Consider the following 15,805-nt stretch of genomic DNA (forward strand, 5'->3'; position numbering starts at 1 on the left):
TAGAAGTGTCCGCAGTAACGGGGTAGAACCCGAAGCCTACTAATCATCGATGTGGCTGCATAACCAGTAGCGCAAGCGGATCGGTTTTCCGGCGCTGTTAGCCCAGTAAACGGGGGCACAGTAAACGGGGCCAGCTCTTTCCCCGTGCGTCAACACAACGTCTAAACGCCTTCTGAAGTCTCAGACTTGAGGTCGTGCCTTCGGCCAACATCGGCTCTCCCCGACACCAGAAAGACCCCTCTCTGTGGTAGAGTCTCCCCTACATTCCCCAACCCGGACCCCAACATGCAGCTCTATGTGCTCGTCGCCTGTGATGGCCTTGATGAAAAGCAGGAAAAGGCCCTGAAACGCCATCTGCCGGATCTGCGCGCCGCTCTCCAGGCCTATGTGGACGATAACGCCGCCAACGGGGTCGCGCTGATTGATGAGTGCGACAGCGACGAGTGCGAGGACTGGCGGCTGGGCATTTGCCAGCCGGTGAAGAAGACCGTGCATCTCACCTTTCCGGTGAACCTGTTCAACGACCTTGCCCGGCAGTACGGCATTGATTGCGAGATCGGCTCCATCGAGGAGGGCGAGTACGACCCGGTGAGTTTCTTTGGCAAGCGCGAAGGGCAGGGGGATGCCTTTCTGATCGGGGCGTATCTGGGGTTGTAGCCTGACACGATTGCCGGCTGATTTTCTGGTTACTTGAGCTTGCCGATCAGTATGAGCCAGGTGCAGTCATGCATGTCTTTGGCGATACGCCTTTCAATACGCGGCACCGTGCCGGTGCTGATGCTCTCATTGTGGGTGCGACAGCCATTGTCGATTTTCTCGCCCTGGCGAAGTTCGTAGTACAAGGGCTCATAGTCTTCCGGGCTTTTGTCATGACGAACGCTGACGGTCGGGCGCGTCAGATAGTCGCCAAAAGCCGCCAGATACGGGCTCTTTCGCAGGACCGTATCGGCAGTGGCCGTGCCGATGAGCAGGGTCGAGACAATAATCCAGCGCCACTTTCCCATCATGTTTCCTCCATGGCCTACTAGCTCGAGAGTAGCAGGATCATGGCGGTTATGGGGCAGCCCCCCCCACGACCAAGCCCCGGAAAGCCGGGGCCATGGTCGTGGGGGCGACCTTTCAGGCTACGCTTTCTTGTGTGGTGGGTGTGTATTGTGCGGCATCGGTGGTGTATTCCGCGTGGCCGTATTCCACCAGCAGTTCCTTGATTCTTCTCACCAGTATTCTGTCTGCCACCTTGTTGGCCACCGGGATGTCCTGCAGGGTGCGGTAGGCGATGAGGCGGGGCATGACGAACAGGTTGCCGACGGTGAACAGGGCGTAGTCGAGCAGGTGAGGTTCGACGCCCATTTCCCGGGCTTTTGATTTGTCCTTGCGGCCCAGGAAGGCTTCGGTGAAGAACACCTTGGAAAAGCTGCGCTCCACGCGGTTGTGCAGCTGGCTGAGCAGTTTACGGTCTTTGGGGCGGTAGACGGACATGGTGGCGCGGGTGAGTTCGCCGCAGGTGTCGTGGTCGTAGCCCTCGCGCAGGGTGCCGGAGTAGGTGAGCATGGTGTCGATGATGTCCGGTGCTTCGGCGGGCAGCAGCTCTTCGGGCAGGCCCAACAGGAAGCACTGGTAGCGGGACAGCTCGACGATGGCGCGTTCGTTGCGGGTGAAGTGCTTGCGGCCCTTGCGCATGGCCTTGAAGGCGGTCAGGTAGGCGGGCATGGTGCCGGCGGGCATCTGGTCCACCTGGGGGATGGGGATGCCGTAGACGGCCGGGTCCCAGGGGCCGCCCTTGTCGGGGGTGCAGCGCTTGATGATGTTAAAGCGCACCATGGAATGCATCAGGCGCACCATGGCGGCGGCCTTGAAGCCGGGGCCGAAGCGCTCCAGAGCACCGGGCAGGGTGGCGGTGGTGAAGAAGCTGGCGGTTTCGTTGATGCGCTGGTTCACCGAGTCGTTGGCCAGGGTGCCGGTGATGGCCATGGGCAGGCCGGAGTACTTGTTCATGAAGGTGGCCACAAAGGCGCCGCGAATCACGTAGGGCGCCAGGTTGACCATCTGGTTACGACTCAGGCGGGCGCCTTCGCGCACCAGTGCCATGTCCACCCAGTCGGGGGTGGTTTCCATGGCGAGGATGAAATCGGTGAGCTCTTGGGGGGCATCGGCGACGGCGTGCAGGCCTTCGTCGCAGGCCTGCTTGAGCATGCTGATCAGGCCGCGAAAGCCGTACCGGGGCATCAGGGCCGCATAGGCGTCAGCCACGGTGTCGCCCAGCAGGGTGTAGGCGCGGGCCCGCTCGACCTTCTCACTATCCTTGAGAATACCGGCGCGGTATTTGCTGGCGAATTTTTTCGGCAGGGTGCTGCGCACGGCGATGTCGTCGGTGAACCGTTCCGGGGTCACGTCGAAGTCGATATCGCCGTAGAGCGAGGGAATCAGGGTTTTCTGTGCGCGGACTTTTTCCCAGAGTGCGTCCAGGGACTGTGGCATCGGTAACCTCGGCAGAAACTGTCTTTCGTTGGCCTATACATTGCGTATACGCGCCGGTTGAGACAATTAACGGAAGTTATCTTTGTGTATAGGTAGGCCGGTTTTGGCCCGCAATGACAGGCAGGCAAAACCGCGCCGGGCCGTGGCCCGGCGGCGGGGTCAGGCGTTTTGCGCCATGGCGTCCTTGTAGAGCGATTGCCGGGGCTGGGCGAAGACCCGGCGCAGCATGGGCTCGAAGTGCTCCAGCGGCAGGATCTCGCCGTCCGGGTCGAAGGCCGGCGAGTCATACTTGCTGACGAACTCCAGGGTCTGCCGGTAGTGCGGGTGGGCCTGGAAGTTGTCGCGCATGTGCCGGTCCATGCCCAGATAGTGGAAGAAGTAGTAGCCCTGGAAGATGGCGTGGTGCTTGACCATCCAGTGGTTGGCTTCGCTGACGAAGGGCTCCAGCAGCACGGCGGCCACGTCCGCGTGGTTGAAGGTGCCCAGGGTGTCGCCGATGTCATGGAGCAGGGCGCAGACCACGTATTCCTCGTCCTTGCCGTCCCGGTGGGCGAGGGTGGCGGTTTGCAGGCAGTGCTGGAAGCGGTCGATGCGGAAGCCGCCGAAGTCGCCCTGCAGCAGTTTCAGGTGATCCATGATGCGGTCGGGCAGGCCCTGGCTGAACTGCCCGAAGCTGTCGGCGATGATTTTCCAGTCTTCGCCGCTGCCGTCTTTCATGTGCGTGAAGGTGGCGCGCGGCGCCGTGTTGTCACTCATGGCTGGCCCCTTAGTCCGCGTAGCCGGGGTTGTGGCGGTCGAGCTTGCGCAGCAGGCCGGGCCAGGCCAGGTTGCCGCCCATGCCTTTGGTGACCTGGGCCGCCTGTTGCTTGATGGTGCTGACGATGCCCTCCGGGATGGGGGTGAGCGGCCGGTTGCCGGACAGCGCCTGCAGCTGGATTTCACAGGCCCGTTGCAGGATGAACATGCTCAGGAAAGTGTCGGCGATGGTGCTGCCCACGGTGAGCAGGCCATGGTTGCGCAGGATCATGAAGTTGGCCTCGCCCAGGTCCGCTTGCAGGCGGGCTTTTTCGTCCTCGCGCAGGGCCACGCCTTCGTAGTCGTGGTAGGCCAGGCTGGCGAGCGGAAACAGGCTCTGCTGGGACAACGGCAGCAGGCCTTCCTGCTGGGCAGAGACTGCCACGCCGGCGGTGGTGTGGGTGTGCATCACGCAGACGGCATCTTCGCGCACGGCGTGGATGGCGCTGTGGATGGTGAAGCCGGCCGGGTTGATGTCGAAGTCACTGTCGTCGAGCTTGTTGCCGTGCTGATCCACGCGCACCAGGCTGGAGGCGGTGATTTCCTCGAACATCATGCCGTAGGGGTTGATCAGAAAGTGATGCTCGTCGCCGGGGATACGGGCGGATAGATGGGTAAAGATCAGGTCGTCCCAGCCGTACAGGGCAATCAGCCGGTAGGCGGCGGCCAGGTCCACCCGCAGTTGCCATTCCTGCTCACTGACCTGGCCCTGCCTGGAGGCCGGGTTCTGTTGTGTCATGCTGTTCATGTGTAGCGCTCCCGAATTGTTTTTGGTTAACAGGCTGCTGAAACCCCTTGTGTACTCAGCGTGGCCTGAAGCGTGCCGCTGTTGTGTCTTGCCCCGAGGGTCAGGGTGGCTCCCTTTCCTGGAGGCAAGGCGCAGCAGATGTGCGCTTCCGGCCGCGCGCCCCGGGCCAGCCAGAAAGACTGAGCACGCATGGGGTTTCAGCAGCCTGTTAGGGCAGTTTAGGCAGGGAATCCGCGCAAAGACTGTCAACTGGTTTACACTCTGTGCATGGTCGATATTTCTGCGGTACTCAAGGACTGCCCCCTGTTCGCGGGCTTCCCGGCGGCGGCCCTGCGCGAGGCGGGCCAGCATGCCCGGGTGCGCCGTTTTGCCCGCGGCGAGGTGATTTACGAGGACGGCGCCATGCAGTCGAGCCTGTGCGTGATCGCCGAGGGGACGGTGCGTATCAGCTCGGTGAATGCGGAGGGCCGCGAGGCCACGCTGATCCTGTTTGATCAGGGCACCTGGTTCGGTGATGCGGTGTTTTCCCCCAATACGCCTCGGGTCTATGGCGCCACCGCTCACACGGCGGCGGTGCTGGTGGAGCTGGAGGGTGAGGCGTTTCGCCAGCTGATGGCCCGTTACCCGCAGAGTTACCCGGTGATTCTGGATCTGCTCAGCCAGCGGCTGTGGTCGGCCATTTCCCTGCTGGAGGAGGATGCCCTGCGCGGCCTGGCATCGCGGGTGGGGCGGCGCCTGTTGTTTCTGGCCCAGATGCAGCGCAGCCGCAGCGGCGGTGAGCAGCCGGTGCGGGTGCTGCTGACCCGCGAGCACCTGGCCAACATGATGGGCGTGACCCGCCAGGGCATTCACAAGGTGCTGAAAAATTACCAGGAAGCCGGATTGATTTCGCTCGGGTACGGGGAGATCGTGATTCCCCATCCGCAGGCCCTGGAGGCCCACCTGGATACGCTGGTGTAGGGTATTAATAAGTACCCTCTATTTGCATATAAAAATAATTATTTCATTGCCCGCCTTTATTTTAAAAGAAAATAACGAAGTGACCCGGTTCCGCTTCGCCCGCCGTCTGTTTCACATCACGGGTAAATAATCGTTTTTGCTATGGAATCGCGCTCTGGCGATTTTATAGGATTCAAGCGCATTTTAAGGAACAGTCGTAAATTGCATATTCCATATGGCCCAGTGGCTGACATTCAGCGTTAGTCCCTGGGGCCAGGAAAGGCGGTTTTTTTCCTTAAAACCCATCAATGAAACAACAAATCGTTACTCCTCGGCGCTTTGGCGCCACTCATCATGGAGTAATTGCGGTGTTTGGGATGAACCCGCTCAATGTTTTAAGGGAAAAGCGGGCAAATTCTATGAGTTTTTTCTATCAGATCATTTTACTGGGGACCTGTTTGACACTGGGGGCCTGCGGCGGTGGTGGTGGCAGTGGCGCGGTGAGCGAGGAAACCCCCGCCACCCCGGCGGCGCCATCCAGCTCGACCGCCTCGTCCGGAAACAGCACGGCGGGAGACAAGGCGCCGGGTAGCAGTGCCACCGGTGAGGTCGATAACAAGACGCCCAAGGATATCCGCCGCTTTGACGGGGCGCTGGGCCAGAGTGTGTTGCAGTACACCGTGGGCAGTAACATGAAGACGGTTTACAGCGACGAGCTGCTCACCCACCCGCAGATGAAGGCCTTCTACTTTGCCGACCAGGACATGGTTTTCACCGTTACCCGCGACGGCAAGGAAAAGCAGCGCTCGGAGCTGCGCCAGTACCCGGAATGGTCGGTGGCCGACCGGCACCGTCTGGATGCCACCGTCACACTCACGGGCACGGCGCTGAATGAGTACACCTGGATGCAGTTGCATCGCAAGGCCAGCACCTCGGTGAAACCACCCCTGAGGCTGACCTGGGCCAAGAACCAGGTGATTGACGGGGTGAGCTACCCGGATTATCTGGTGGCGGTGTTCTATCACCCGGACAGCGGTTATCACAAGGTACCGTTGATGCCGCGCCAGGACGGGCCCATGACGGTGAGTCTGGAAGCCTATAACTACCAGGTGTTCATCAGCCTGAACGGCTCACTGGTGCATGTGGAGAATGTGTCGGACTGGGCGGGGCATAACTGCTACTTCAAGCTGGGGGTCTATGCGTCCGGCAGTGAGGCCGCGTATGGGCAGGCGACGGTGCGCTATCAGGAGGCGGCGTTCAGTCATTCGCCGGGACTGTAAGGGCGCACCCCCTCCGGCTCCCCCTCATTGAGGGGGAGGGTATTGAGCGCCTTGCCATCTTCCTGCCCTGCGAGGGGCGTCGGAGAGGGCAGCTTCCGATCCTCTCCCTCAACGAGGGGAGCCAGGGGAGGCTGAGCTTTCAATCCTCCCCCTCAACGAGGGGGAAGCCAGAGGGAGTGAGTTTCCGATCCTCCCCCTCAACGAGGAAGGAGCCAGAGAGGGTGAGCTTCCGATCCTCCCCCTCAACGAGGGGGAGCCAGAGGGGGTGAGTTTCCGGTCCTCCCCCTCAATGAGGGGGAGTTAGAGGGGGTAAGCTGTTAACGCACTTCCATGCCCGGCTCGGCACCACTGTCCGGGCTCAGCACGTAGATGTCCTCACCGCCGGGGCCGGCGGCCAGCACCATGCCTTCGGAGACACCGAACTTCATCTTGCGCGGCGCCAGGTTGGCCACCAGTACCACCAGCTTGCCTTCCAGGTCCTCGGGCTTGTACTTGGCCTTGATGCCGGCAAACACGTTGCGCTCGCCCAGTTCGCCCACATCCAGGGTCAGTTGCAGCAGTTTGTCGGCACCGTCCACGTGGGCTGCCCTGGCCACGCGGGCCACGCGCAGTTTGACCTTGAGGAAGTCATCAATGCTGATGGTGTCATCCTTGGCCGGGCCGTCGTTGCCGCTCGGTTTGGCTGCCGGCTTGCTGTCGCTCTGGGGCGCCGCCGCCGGGGTGCTTTCCTTCGAGGCGCTCAGCATGGATTCGATCTGCGCCATGTCGATGCGGTTGAGCAGCGGTTTGAACTTGGCGATCTCGTGGTTGAGCAGCAGTTGTTCGCTGTCGTTCCAGGTCAGCGGCTCGATCTGCAGGAAGGCCTCGGCGCGCTCGGCCAGGGCCGGCAGTACCGGTTTCAGGTAGATCACCAGCAGGCGGAAGACGTTGATGGCGGTGGTGCAGATCTGCAGCACTTCCTGCTCGCGGCCTTCTTCCTTGGCCAGGCTCCAGGGCGCCTTTTCGGCGATGTAGCCGTTGGCATGGTCGGCCAGCGCCATGATGTCGCGCATGGCCTTGCCGAATTCGCGCTTTTCGTAGCTTTGCGCGATACGCGGGCCGGCTTCCTGCACTTCGCGCACCAGTAGCGGGTTATCCAGCTCTTCACTGAGAGTGCCGCCAAACTTCTTGACGAAGTTGCCGGTGCGGCTGGCGATGTTGACCAGCTTGCCGACCAGGTCGGCGTTGACGCGCTGGGCGAAGTCTTCCAGGTTCAGGTCGAAGTCGTCCACGCGGCTGGAGAGCTTGGCGGCGAAGTAGTAACGCAGGTACTCCGGGCTCAGGTGGTCCAGGTAGGTGCGGGCCTTGATGAAGGTGCCGCGGGATTTGGACATCTTGGCACCGTTGACGGTGACAAAACCGTGGCTGTAGATGGCGGTGGGCTTGCGCAGCCCGGCGCCTTCCAGCATGGCCGGCCAGAACAGGCCGTGGAAGTTGATGATGTCCTTGCCGATGAAGTGGTACAGCTCGGCGCTGGAGTCCTTGGCCCAGTAGTCGTCGAAGCTCAGGTCTTCGCGCTCGCAGTAGTTCTGGAAGCTGGCCATGTAGCCGATGGGCGCATCCAGCCAGACGTAGAAGTACTTGCCCGGGTAGCCGGGGATCTCGAAGCCGAAGTAGGGGGCCTCGCGGGAGATGTCCCAGGGCTGCAGGTCTTCGATCCATTCCTGCAGCTTGTTGGCCACCTGTTCCTGCAGGGCGCCGGAGCGGGTCCATTCGCGCAGCATGGGCTCGAAGCGCGGCAGGTCGAAGAACAGCTGGGTGGTTTCCTTTTCTACCGGGGTGGCACCGCTGACCGAGGAGTAGGGGTCGATCAGCTCCGCCGGGGTATAGGTGGCGCCGCACACTTCACAGTTGTCGCCGTACTGGTCCTCGGACTTGCACTTGGGGCAGGTGCCCTTGACGAAGCGGTCGGCCAGGAACATGCCCTTCTGCGGGTCGTACAGCTGGGTAATGGTCTTTTCGATGATGTAGCCGGCGTCCTTGTTGCGCTGGAACACCATCTCCGACAGCGCGCGGTTTTCCGGGCTGTGGGTGCTGTAGTAGTTGTCAAAGCGGATCTGGAAGTCGGCGAAGTCGCGCTCGTGATCGGCCTTGACCTGGGCAATCTGCTGCTCCGGAGTCACACCGTTCTCTTCCGCCTTGAGCATGATGGCGGTGCCGTGGGCATCGTCGGCGCAGACATAGATGCACTGCTCGCCGCGCAGTTTCTGGAAGCGCACCCAGATATCGGTCTGGATGTATTCCAGCAGGTGGCCCAGGTGAATGGGGCCATTGGCGTAGGGCAGGGCACTGGTGACCAGGATTTTACGGGCGGTGTCACTCATGGAATCGGGTACATCAACAGCGAAAAAGGGCTGCCTATGATACGGGTCGCCGGCGCTTTTTTCACCCGTTGAGCCCGGGTTTGTGCGTTTCGGCGGTTGGCCGGGTACAGCGCGTCTACGGTTATGCTAGGGTTGGCCGGCAATGACGGGGAATAACGATAAATGACACTGAGTCGGCGCCTTCTTTATCTGCTTTATTTTGCAGCCACCAGCTGTGCGCTGCTGGCCACGCTTGCCCTCTATTACGTCAACGACAACCTGGTCGATTCTCTGGCCGAACGCAACGCCGGGCGTGAGCTCGACAAGGTGGAGGCGGCCTTTCTCGATCAGTTGTCCATTTTGCGGGTACGCGCGGCGGACTGGTCCAATCGGCAGCAGGCCCTGCCCCTGAGCCAGGATGGCATTGGCCAGCTGGATTTGCTGGCCGAGATCCGCGATGACCGGGTCAATATCCGCCGTGGCGATGTCAGCGCGGACAACCCGGCGCTGGTCGCGCTGGCCTCGCACTTCGTGGAAGGCTACTGCCTGCCAACCTGGGGCGTGGTGCGGGTGGGCAAACGGTCGCTGCTGTTCAGCACGGCGGTGGAGCAGGGCTGTCATGCCTATCTGGTGGGGGTGTGGATCAATACCCAGTGGCTCAACTACCTGTCTTCGCGGGTGGGCCATGCCCTCTATCTGCAACCGCTCGAGCAGGGCCAGTCCACCGAGCGCGGCCTTTACCGGCAGGATGATGGCCAGTGGCGGGGGCGCTTCCCGCTGCCGGATTATCTGGGCGGCTCGCCCATGGAAATGCTGGTGGACCTGCCCAGCGATGGCAGCAATGCGGTGCTCCATGCGGTGCTGACCATGGCGGTGATCATGCTGCTGTTGTCCTGGGGGGCGGTGCTGTTCATCAACCGGCGTATCAAGTCGATCCTGTTCGGCCGGGTGCAGTACCTGCACCATGCGGTGCGCTCCATTGCCCGGGGGGGCGAGCTGAATCAGCGGGTGCCGGTGGAGGGCCGCGACGAAATTTCGCTGCTGGCGGAGGATTTCAACACCATGGTCGACAACATCGACCATACCCAGAACCAGCTGGCCAGTGCTCGCCGTCAGGCGGAAGTGGCCAGCCAGGCGAAAAGCCAGTTCCTGGCCAATATCAGCCACGAGATCCGCACGCCCATGACCGCCATCCTCGGCTATACCGAGCTGCTGCGTGATGGCGCCCTGTCGTCGCTGGAACAGGCGCGCTACCTCAATATCATCCAGAACAATGGCGATGCGCTGCTGGCACTGATCAATGACGTGCTTGACCTGTCCCGTATCGAGGCCGGCCAGCTGAGCCTGGAACAGCGGGTGTTCACCATCGCCGAGCTGATGGACGAAGTGGTGGCCAGCCACCGTTTGCTGGCCCGCGAGAAACAGGTGGCCCTGTCGCTGACACTGGATGACTCGGTGCCGGTTTCGGTGTCCGGGGATGTGTTCCGGCTGCGGCAGATATTGATGAACCTGATCGGCAACGCGGTCAAATTCACCGAGCAGGGCAGTGTGGAGGTGCAGGTGGGCTGGCAGTCGTCCGCCTCGCAACTGGAGGTGCGGGTGGCGGATACCGGCATCGGCATGAATGAGCGGCAGCTGTCACGGATATTCCAGCCGTTCTCGCAGGTGGATGCCACCCACAGCCGGCGCTACACCGGCACCGGGCTGGGGCTGAGCATCGCCCGGCAGCTGGCCCGTTCCCAGGGCGGCGACATTACCGTGACCAGCCAGGAAGAGGTGGGCAGTTGCTTTGTATTGACCTTGCCGCTGGCGCGGGCCTGCCAGGTGGAGCTGGCGCCGGAGCCGGAGACGGCGGTTGCCCATGAGAAGGGCCCGCGGTTACAAGGGCGAGTCTTGCTGGTGGAGGACAATACCGTCAACCGCCTGTTTGTGCGCAAGGTGCTGGAGCAGGCGGGCATGACGGTGATCGAGGCCGCGGATGGGCGCGATGCCTGCGAGCAACATGGCCGTCACCGGGCGCTGGATCTGGTGGTGCTGGATATGCAGATGCCGGTGATGGATGGCTACCAGACGGTGCAGGCGCTGCGTGACCGGGGCTTTGACGGGCCGGTACTGGCGCTAACCGCCAATGTGCTGGCCGAGGATCGCCAGCGTTGCCTGGAGGCCGGCTGTGACGAGTTTCTCGGCAAGCCGGTGCGGGTGCGCGATCTGCTGGATATCTGCGCGCGCTTGCTGGTTCAGCCCAGGGCTGCGTCCGCGGATTTCTGACCCCGTAGCAGGGCGTCCTGCACCTGCTTCTGGGTGACCGGCTTGGCCAGGTAATCATCCATGCCCGCATCGCGGGCCTTCTGCACATAGTCGCCGGTGGCATGGGCGGACAGGCCGATGATCCAGCAATGGCGGCCGGTTTCCGCTTCCAGTTCGCGTATCGCCCGGGTGGCGTCGTAGCCATCCAGTTGCGGCATCTCGCAGTCCATGAAGATCATGTCCCAGTAGCCCGGTGAACCGCGGAATTTCTCCAGGGCCTGCTGGCCGTTGTCCACCAGGGTGGCATGCACGCCCAGGGATTTGAGAATGCTGTCGACCACCAGCTGGTTGACCGCATTGTCCTCCGCCACGATCACGTTCAGCCGTTGCAGGGCATCGCTGCCCGCCGGGCGCTCTGTCGGGGCCGGGCTTGGTTCCTGACTTTCGTGTTCCTGCAAATGGGTGTGCAGGCTGCGGCGCAGGGCGCGGGTGGACACCGGGGTTTCCACCAGCAACATGTTGTCGGGCAGTTCGTCGCTGAGGGGCTGCCCGGTGGGGTGCAGCAGGCCCATGGCCGGATTGCCGAAACGCTCGCGCAGGGCATTGAGCGTGGCCGTGTCCGCCAGGTGGTGCTGTTCGCAGAGAATGATGTCCACGCGGCCGGGCGGGTGTTGCAGGGCGCTCTCCACGTTGCGGTATTCTAGCGTGTTGACCTGCCAGCGGCTGAGAATCTGCGACAGGCTCAGGCTCAGGGCCGGGCTTTCGGTGAGCAGCATGACGGTGTTGCCGGCCAGCAGCTGGCGCTGGCTGGGCGCTTCGGCTTTCACCGGCAGGGACACCCAGAAGGTGGCACCGCGGCCCAGGGAGCTGGACACGCCGATGCTGCCACCGAGCAATTCCACCAGACGCTTGCTGATCACCAGCCCCAGGCCGGCGCCCTTGTGCTTGTTGCGGACGCTGACATCGGTGAAGGCCTGGAACAGGTTGTTCTGCTGGGTTTCATCCAGGCCGATGCCGGTATCCACCACTTCCAGTTGCAGCACCGCATAGCCCTGCGGATTGGGCGGCTGCTTGAGGCTGATATGCAGGGCAACCTGACCCTTATCGGTGAACTTGAAGGCGTTACTGAGCAGGTTGGTGAGAATCTGTTTGAAACGAATCGGGTCGGTGGTGATGCGCTCGGGCACCCGGCTGTCGATATAGGTGTAGAGCGGCAGGTTCTTGTCCGCCGATGGTACTGCGAACAGGCGCACGCAATCATCGATCACGCTTTCCATGTCCACGTTCTGATAATCGAGCTCCAGCTTGCCGGATTCGATCTTGGAGTAATCGAGGATATCGTTGATCACCGCCAGCAGGGACTGGGTGGACTGGTAGATGGTGCCTACGTACTGCGCCTGTTGCGGATTCATTTCGGTGCGGCGCAGCAGGTCGGTCATGCCCATGATGCCGTTCATGGGCGTGCGGATTTCGTGGCTCATGGTGGCCAGGAATTCACTCTTGGCGTGGTTGCGCGCGCCGGCCTTGAAAGCTTCCATCTCGGCAATGGCACGGTCACGCACGGAATCCGCATGGGCTTCCTTGAGGCGATTGATACGCCGTGCCAGAGCCAGTGACAGCAGCACCACTTCCAGGAACACACCGGTCTGTACCAGATTCTCGGTGAGGGCATTGCGCGGCAGCACGCCGTACTTGTTCAGCGCCATGGTGGCGGCGCCGACGATGAAGCAGGCCCAGGCCAGGGTGAAGATGCGGGCGTCCTGATCGCCATCACGAAAACGAATCAGCCCCACCGCAAAGATGCTGAAATCCATCACCAGAACGGCCATCACCGAAACCGGAATCAATGCTGCGCGGCTGACGAAGGGGGCAAGCAGCAACAGGATGGTGCCGGTGGCCACCAGGATTTTCAGCCAGCCGGCCAGTCTTGGCGCCTTTTCCGGCAGGTTGAGAAAATGCAGGGTGAACAGGGAGGGCAGTAACACGATCAGTGGCAGCAGATAATGCAGAATGTACTGGCTGATCAGGGCGCTTTCCGGCCACAGGTAACGCTGGGCGAAGCCATGCAGTACAGCCATGAACAGGGTGACCACCGCCGACCAGCTGACATAGAGCAGGTAGACTTTTTCGCGGATGGAAAAGAACAGCGACAGGTTGTAGAGAATCATCACCAGCATGCCGCCAAAGAAAATCCCCTGGGTCAGGGTGCGGTTCTGCATGCTGTTGGCGAAGGCGTCGTGGGTCATCAGCGTCAGCGGCAACTGAATGCTGCTGGCGGATACCACCTTGATGAAAACCTGGCTGTCCTGGCCGGCCGGAAGATGTAGCGGGAAGGAGGGTACCGGTGTGTTGTTGGGGCGCACGTCGAAGGGGCGATCCATACCGCCCTGGTAATGTTCGATCAGGTTGCCGCCGGCATCCAGTTGGTAGACATCCAGCTCACCGAGCATGGCATAATCGACCACCAGCTCCCAACGTTCCTGCATGGCATTGAGGTTGCGCACCGTGAAACGGAACCAGCATTCGTTGCTGGTAAAGCCGAAATTCGGCAGCTCGCCTTCGCTATATCGCCATTGCTGTTTTTGCTGGCCGAGCACGGACTGGATGTCCACGGGTTGATCCGCCGGCGAACAGAAATAATAAAGCCCCTGATAGGGATGCAGGGACTGCACGGTGTCCTTGATGAGCACAGTGTCGTTGGCAGCGGCAAACACACTGCCGGGAACGAATGACAGCAAGCTGACAATAAAAACCAGCAAGCCGGCGCGGGCATTCTTGAACAAGATCGTCACAGTCCTTGGCAGGTAGGGAAGGATACCTTTTTATCCGATGCTAGCAGTGCCGGGCGGGTGGCTCAATGGAAGGAGTGGAAGATGACCGAGGGGGTGAAGGCGTTCCATGTGGGGCCTTTGGTGGGGGAGAGTTCCGACGGCCATGCACGGATTTTTGCCGCGCTGCCGGAAAACACCCTGAAAGTGGGTGAAAAAAAGCTCTGGGGCCGGGTGCGCTGGCGCCGCGATGGCGAGAGCCAGTGGCAGGGGCCGCTGCGGTTTCGGCTCAATGGTAATTTTGATGGTTCCGGGGTGGTGGTGCTGAATGGGCTTCAGGGCGCCAGCCGTTACCAGTTTCAGGCCGGCTGGGTCGATAGCGAAGAGCCGGCCCTGGCGCTGGACTGGCAGAATATTCCGCTGGGCTATCTGCAGACCGATGATGATCAGGCTGCCGCCTCATCGTTTGTGTTCGGCTCCTGCTGTTACCGGTTTGTCGGCCTGGATGGTCATATCGAGGATGATCGTGGCGACAAGATTTTCAGCGAAATTCGCCAGCGCGCCAGCGAAAAGCCCATCGATTTCGTGCTGTTCGGGGGGGATCAGGTGTATGCCGATTCCACCTATCGGCTGGGCGCGGCGTCCTCGCTGAAACAGTTTCACGCCCTCTATCGGGAGAGCTTTTCCCAGCCTCGCATGGCGCAGCTGCTGCGCGAATATAATCACTACATGATTCTCGACGACCATGAAATCGAGAATAACTGGCCGGCCCGGGCGGATGCGCACCTGTGGACCAGCAAGTACCCGGCGGCCATCAAGGCCTACCAGATTTACCAGGCCTCCCATTCGCCGGCGGCGCCGCTCAATCAGGCCGGCACCTATCTGGATCGTGACCCGGACCGTTTCTGGTATACCTTCCGCCGCGGGCCGGCGGATTTCTTCGTGCTGGATGCGCGCACCGAGCGGGTACTGAGCCGCTGGCCCTGGCAGCGCCGCATGGTCAGTGATGACCAGGAAGCGGCCTTCGTGGAATGGCTCAACACCGATACCGACCGCATCAAGGTGCTGGTCTCCACGGTGGTGATGTTCCCTGAACAGCGTCAGCCGTTCCGTGGCAAGGACGCCTGGGAAGGCTTCCGTCACCAGCGCCAGCGTTTTCTCAGGGCCATGGCCAACAGTGAGGCGGACAAGCTGGTGGTGCTCAGTGGTGATGTGCATGCCTCGCTCTACGCCCAGCTGAAACTCAACAATGGCAAGCGTATCCATAGCTGGACCTGTTCCGGGCTGTTCTGGCCCACGGCACTGATGGCGTTTCGCTGGTACCGGCCCATGCTCAAACTGCCGGGCCTGCTGCGCGGTGGCTGGGGGCAGCCGCTGGGCAGGGTCACCGTGCCCGGCGAGGTCTACAGTCGCGATGCCTTTTCCCGCGTGACCCTGGACGAGCAGGGCGCCCACTTCGAGCTGTTCGATCGCCGGGGTGAGCCGCTGCCGGACAGTAGCCAGCGCATCCAGTGGTAATAACCTCGTGTTTTTGTCGGCAAAGGCTTACATGAGTTGTCGGCATTGGCAGACTTTGCAAAGGCCGCGTCGGGGGTAAAGTAGCCCCTGCAAGGACGCGAAAGAACACGGATGTTCCTCTTCGGCCTGGTACAGCCCGCCCGCTTGCCCAAGCGGGCGTTTCTTTTTGCCTTTTGCTTCCCCCTGTCTGAATCCGGATAATGGCGCGCCCAGCAACGGAGCCCGCCATGACTGACGATCTGGATATTCTCAAAGCCAAGCTCAACCAGGAAACCGCCAAGGCCGACTGGCGCGAACTGCAGCCGTTCTTTGCCCGTGGCCAGACGGTGGCGGTGGACCCGTCCCTGGATCTGATCGAGGTGGCGGTGAGCTTTTCCCGGGACGATGCCAGCCAGATTGGTCAGTGGAAGGACGCCGGCCTGGTCGACAAGGTATCTGATGCCCAGGCCGCGCAATGGTTCGACAACACCCAGGCTCTGTGGACCCTGGTGGTGATGCCCTGGGTGCTGGTGCAGCCCTGCCCGTAGCCGGCTCTCGACGACCGATCACACCAAGCGGACCTCCCCCTGTCACATGACCGGCGCAGACTTTCCCGGACAACAGTGGCGTCTTCCACAGTACCCGGTATACAGTGTGTAAAGAGGCGTCTTCAGGGAGCCCGAGGGGCCTCGGCCCTGACGCAAGCGCGGG

Annotated in this window: 12 protein-coding genes; 6 read left to right on the forward strand and 6 right to left on the reverse strand. The window is 61.7% G+C overall.

Annotated elements, in window-relative coordinates; all coding sequences use genetic code 11:
* Window positions 1-285 precede the first annotated feature (285 nt).
* Complete coding sequence (locus A11A3_RS05055; RefSeq protein WP_008928192.1) at window positions 286-657, forward strand: hypothetical protein; 372 nt, start codon at window positions 286-288, stop codon at window positions 655-657.
* Window positions 658-686: 29 nt separating this feature from the next.
* On the opposite strand, the gene A11A3_RS05060 is transcribed toward A11A3_RS05055, so the two are convergent.
* The 4 genes from A11A3_RS05060 to A11A3_RS05075 all read right to left on the reverse strand — a co-directional run bounded on the left by A11A3_RS05060 (window position 687) and on the right by A11A3_RS05075 (window position 4,021).
* Window positions 687-1,007: a hypothetical protein gene (locus tag A11A3_RS05060; protein WP_040296743.1), complete on the reverse strand. Its 321-nt coding sequence runs from the start codon at window positions 1,005-1,007 to the stop codon at window positions 687-689.
* Between the two features lie 112 nt (window positions 1,008-1,119).
* Complete coding sequence (locus tag A11A3_RS05065) at window positions 1,120-2,478, reverse strand: oxygenase MpaB family protein (RefSeq protein WP_008928194.1); 1,359 nt, start codon at window positions 2,476-2,478, stop codon at window positions 1,120-1,122.
* Between the two features lie 159 nt (window positions 2,479-2,637).
* Complete coding sequence (locus A11A3_RS05070; RefSeq protein ID WP_008928195.1) at window positions 2,638-3,234, reverse strand: HD domain-containing protein; 597 nt, start codon at window positions 3,232-3,234, stop codon at window positions 2,638-2,640.
* 10 nt (window positions 3,235-3,244) lie between these two features.
* A complete protein-coding gene (locus A11A3_RS05075; protein WP_008928196.1) occupies window positions 3,245-4,021 on the reverse strand; it encodes a class II aldolase/adducin family protein in 777 nt (258 codons plus the stop codon).
* Window positions 4,022-4,288: 267 nt separating this feature from the next.
* Here A11A3_RS05075 and A11A3_RS05080 point away from each other — a divergent pair, with 267 nt between their 5' ends.
* Together A11A3_RS05080 and A11A3_RS05085 are read left to right on the forward strand one after the other, a co-directional pair.
* On the forward strand, window positions 4,289-4,981 hold the full coding sequence (locus A11A3_RS05080; protein WP_008928197.1) for a Crp/Fnr family transcriptional regulator: 693 nt from the start codon (window positions 4,289-4,291) through the stop codon (window positions 4,979-4,981).
* 398 nt (window positions 4,982-5,379) lie between these two features.
* Window positions 5,380-6,240: a polysaccharide lyase family 7 protein gene (locus tag A11A3_RS05085; RefSeq protein WP_008928198.1), complete on the forward strand. Its 861-nt coding sequence runs from the start codon at window positions 5,380-5,382 to the stop codon at window positions 6,238-6,240.
* A gap of 317 nt (window positions 6,241-6,557) precedes the next feature.
* On the opposite strand, the gene metG is transcribed toward A11A3_RS05085, so the two are convergent.
* Window positions 6,558-8,603 (reverse strand): methionine--tRNA ligase, encoded by a 2,046-nt coding sequence (gene metG, locus A11A3_RS05090; RefSeq protein ID WP_008928199.1) that lies wholly within the window; start codon window positions 8,601-8,603, stop codon window positions 6,558-6,560.
* Window positions 8,604-8,765: 162 nt separating this feature from the next.
* Here metG and A11A3_RS05095 point away from each other — a divergent pair, with 162 nt between their 5' ends.
* Window positions 8,766-10,850 (forward strand): hybrid sensor histidine kinase/response regulator, encoded by a 2,085-nt coding sequence (locus A11A3_RS05095; RefSeq protein WP_008928200.1) that lies wholly within the window; start codon window positions 8,766-8,768, stop codon window positions 10,848-10,850.
* Here the strand turns inward: A11A3_RS05095 and A11A3_RS05100 are convergent.
* Window positions 10,820-13,612: a hybrid sensor histidine kinase/response regulator gene (locus tag A11A3_RS05100; protein WP_008928201.1), complete on the reverse strand. Its 2,793-nt coding sequence runs from the start codon at window positions 13,610-13,612 to the stop codon at window positions 10,820-10,822. The two genes, A11A3_RS05095 and A11A3_RS05100, sit on opposite strands and share 31 nt — an antisense overlap.
* Window positions 13,613-13,702: 90 nt before the next feature.
* Here A11A3_RS05100 and A11A3_RS05105 point away from each other — a divergent pair, with 90 nt between their 5' ends.
* Both A11A3_RS05105 and A11A3_RS05110 read left to right on the forward strand, forming a co-directional pair.
* Window positions 13,703-15,115, forward strand: coding sequence for an alkaline phosphatase D family protein (locus A11A3_RS05105; RefSeq protein WP_008928202.1), 1,413 nt, complete (start codon window positions 13,703-13,705; stop codon window positions 15,113-15,115).
* Between the two features lie 227 nt (window positions 15,116-15,342).
* A complete protein-coding gene (locus A11A3_RS05110) occupies window positions 15,343-15,642 on the forward strand; it encodes a DUF2288 domain-containing protein (RefSeq protein WP_008928203.1) in 300 nt (99 codons plus the stop codon).
* Window positions 15,643-15,805: the final 163 nt, after the last annotated feature.

This window comes from Alcanivorax hongdengensis A-11-3 (assembly GCF_000300995.1).
GTDB lineage: Bacteria > Pseudomonadota > Gammaproteobacteria > Pseudomonadales > Alcanivoracaceae > Alcanivorax > Alcanivorax hongdengensis.

Excerpts from the sequence above, each read along its gene's own strand:
- A11A3_RS05055 (WP_008928192.1), top strand. The coding sequence starts at position 286 with ATGCAGCTCTATGTGCTCGTCGCCTGTGATGGCCTTGATGAAAAGCAG.
- metG (WP_008928199.1), bottom strand. The coding sequence starts at position 8,603 with ATGAGTGACACCGCCCGTAAAATCCTGGTCACCAGTGCCCTGCCCTAC.
- A11A3_RS05075 (WP_008928196.1), bottom strand. The coding sequence starts at position 4,021 with ATGAACAGCATGACACAACAGAACCCGGCCTCCAGGCAGGGCCAGGTC.
- A11A3_RS05085 (WP_008928198.1), top strand. The coding sequence starts at position 5,380 with ATGAGTTTTTTCTATCAGATCATTTTACTGGGGACCTGTTTGACACTG.
- A11A3_RS05095 (WP_008928200.1), top strand. The coding sequence starts at position 8,766 with ATGACACTGAGTCGGCGCCTTCTTTATCTGCTTTATTTTGCAGCCACC.
- A11A3_RS05065 (WP_008928194.1), bottom strand. The coding sequence starts at position 2,478 with ATGCCACAGTCCCTGGACGCACTCTGGGAAAAAGTCCGCGCACAGAAA.
- A11A3_RS05080 (WP_008928197.1), top strand. The coding sequence starts at position 4,289 with ATGGTCGATATTTCTGCGGTACTCAAGGACTGCCCCCTGTTCGCGGGC.
- A11A3_RS05060 (WP_040296743.1), bottom strand. The coding sequence starts at position 1,007 with ATGATGGGAAAGTGGCGCTGGATTATTGTCTCGACCCTGCTCATCGGC.
- A11A3_RS05105 (WP_008928202.1), top strand. The coding sequence starts at position 13,703 with ATGACCGAGGGGGTGAAGGCGTTCCATGTGGGGCCTTTGGTGGGGGAG.
- A11A3_RS05070 (WP_008928195.1), bottom strand. The coding sequence starts at position 3,234 with ATGAGTGACAACACGGCGCCGCGCGCCACCTTCACGCACATGAAAGAC.
- A11A3_RS05110 (WP_008928203.1), top strand. The coding sequence starts at position 15,343 with ATGACTGACGATCTGGATATTCTCAAAGCCAAGCTCAACCAGGAAACC.